At 66.3% G+C, this 2,074-nt stretch carries 2 protein-coding genes; both read right to left on the bottom strand.

Annotated features, from left to right (window positions below; all coding sequences use genetic code 11):
* Positions 1-56 precede the first annotated feature (56 nt).
* Positions 57-956 (bottom strand): PPK2 family polyphosphate kinase, encoded by a 900-nt coding sequence (locus Q0066_RS06895; RefSeq protein ID WP_298131430.1) that lies wholly within the window; start codon positions 954-956, stop codon positions 57-59.
* 59 nt (positions 957-1,015) lie between these two features.
* Positions 1,016-2,074, bottom strand: a 1,059-nt coding sequence (locus Q0066_RS06890) for an ATP-dependent DNA ligase (protein ID WP_298131428.1), incomplete at its 5' end; no start/stop codon positions are given.

Genomic DNA, 2,074 nt, shown 5'->3' with positions numbered 1-2,074 from the left:
GGTTTCGACAAGCTCAACCAGCGGTGGTTTCGACAGGCTCGATCAGCGGTGGTGGATCAGGACTTCGCGACCCGGGCCTTCTCGGCGGCGACGTCGAAGGTAGCTTCCGGCCAGGTCAGATTGAGCCCGATCAGGTGTTCCCGGACCAGCTGGGCAACCGCCCAGTTGCGGTACCACTTGCGGTCCGACGGAATCACATGCCAGGGCGCATGGTCGGTGTTACAGCGCTCCAGCGCATCGGCGTACGCCTCCTGGTAGGCCGGCCACTTCTGCCGCGCGTCGACGTCCTTCGGGTTGTACTTCCAGTACTTCGCCGGGCTGGCCAGCCGGGCCGCGAGCCGGCTCTTCTGCTCGGCGAACGACACATGCAGGAAGCACTTGATGATCGTCGTGCCGGCCTCGGTCACTTCCTTCTCGAAGGCGTTGATCTCGTCGTAGCGTCCGTTCCATTCGCTGACCGGCACCAGCTGGTCGACCCGGACGACCAGCACGTCCTCGTACTGGGAACGGTCGAAGATGCCGATCATGCCGGGGTTGGGCAGCGCGTTCCTGATCCGCCACAGGTAGTGGTGCTGGAGTTCCTCCTTGCTGGGCGCCTTGAACGACTTCAGCTGAATACCCTGCGGATCGACCAGACCCATGGCGTGCCGGATCACGCCGCCCTTGCCGGAGGTATCCATGCCCTGCAGCAGCACCAGCAGGCTCGGCGCACCAGAAACGTCGGAGCGGCCGTTGGCGTACAGCTGCTCTTGCAGGTCGGAGAGTTCGGGCGCCAACGCCGCGGTGAGCGCCGGGGCGTCGGTCTTGCCCGATCCCGGGTAACCGGGGGATGCCGCGGTGTCGAGGCGATTCAGATCCACCGGACCCTTCGGCAGCCGCAGCAGCTTGCTGAGTGGCTTCGTGGGTCGTCCCGGGTGGAGTTCTCCGGTCTTCTTCGACTTCTTCTTGCCTGCCATTCCCGTAGTGTGGCCTACCGCCGACGCCCGCACTAGGGAAGTTGCGAAACCCACCAGAGTCAGTGGGTGCCCTCGGGCCGAGTCGCCAGAATGTCGGCCAGGTCGTATTTGACCGGCTCCTCCAACTGTTCGTAGGTGCACGAGCGCGGATCACGATCCGGACGCCAGCGGTTGAACTGCGCGGTGTGCCGGAACCGGACGCCCTCCATGTGCTCGTAGCGCACCTCGACCACCCGTTCAGGCCGCAGCGGCACGAAGGACAGATCCTTGCCGTTGTTCCATCGGCTGTATTCGGAGTTCCTCGGGGTGCGGGCGCCCTCCTCCTGCCGGGCCCACGCCCACGGATGGTCGTCGAAGGTGGTGACCAGCGGCTGCAGTTCGGCGAACAGCTCCTTGCGCCTGGCCAGCGGGAACGCACCGATCACACCCACGGACGCCAGCTCGCCGGCATCGTTGTAGAGGCCGAGCAGCAACGAGCCGATCACGTCGCCGCCGCTCTTGTGCAGCCGATACCCGGCCACCACGCAGTCGGCGGTGCGCTGATGCTTGATCTTGAACATGGTGCGCTTGTCCGGCTGATACGTGCCCGCCAACGGCTTGGCGACCACGCCGTCCAGGCCGGCCCCCTCGAACTGGGCGAACCATTGCTCGGCGAGTTGGGGGTCGCGGGTGATCGGGGTGAGATGGATCGGCGCCTGCGCGTCGGCCAGAGCCCGCTCCAGGGCGGCCCGGCGCTCCTCGAAGGGGCGCTCGGTGTAGTCGACGTCGTCCAGAGCCAGCAGGTCGAAGGCGACGAAACTGGCCGGCGTCTGCTCGGAGAGCAGCTTCACCCGGCTGGCCGCGGGGTGGATGCGTTGCTGCAGCACCTCGAACTCCAGCCGGTCGCCGACCACCACGATCAGTTCGCCGTCCAGTACGCACCGCTGGGGCAGGTTCGCCTTGATCGCCTCGACCATCTCGGGGAAGTACCGGGTCATCGGCCGCTCGTTGCGGGAACCGATCTCCACCTCGTCGCCGTCACGGAAGATGATCGAGCGGAAGCCGTCCCACTTGGGTTCGTAGGACAGTGCCCCGGCCGGAATCTGAGGCACCGCCTTGGCGAGCATCGGCTTCACCGG

This window comes from Micropruina sp. (assembly GCF_027492755.1).
In the GTDB taxonomy this organism is placed as follows: Bacteria; Actinomycetota; Actinomycetes; order Propionibacteriales; family Propionibacteriaceae; genus Micropruina.
Note: the sequence above shows the minus strand (reverse complement) of the source record. Positions and strands in the feature narration are given on the sequence as shown.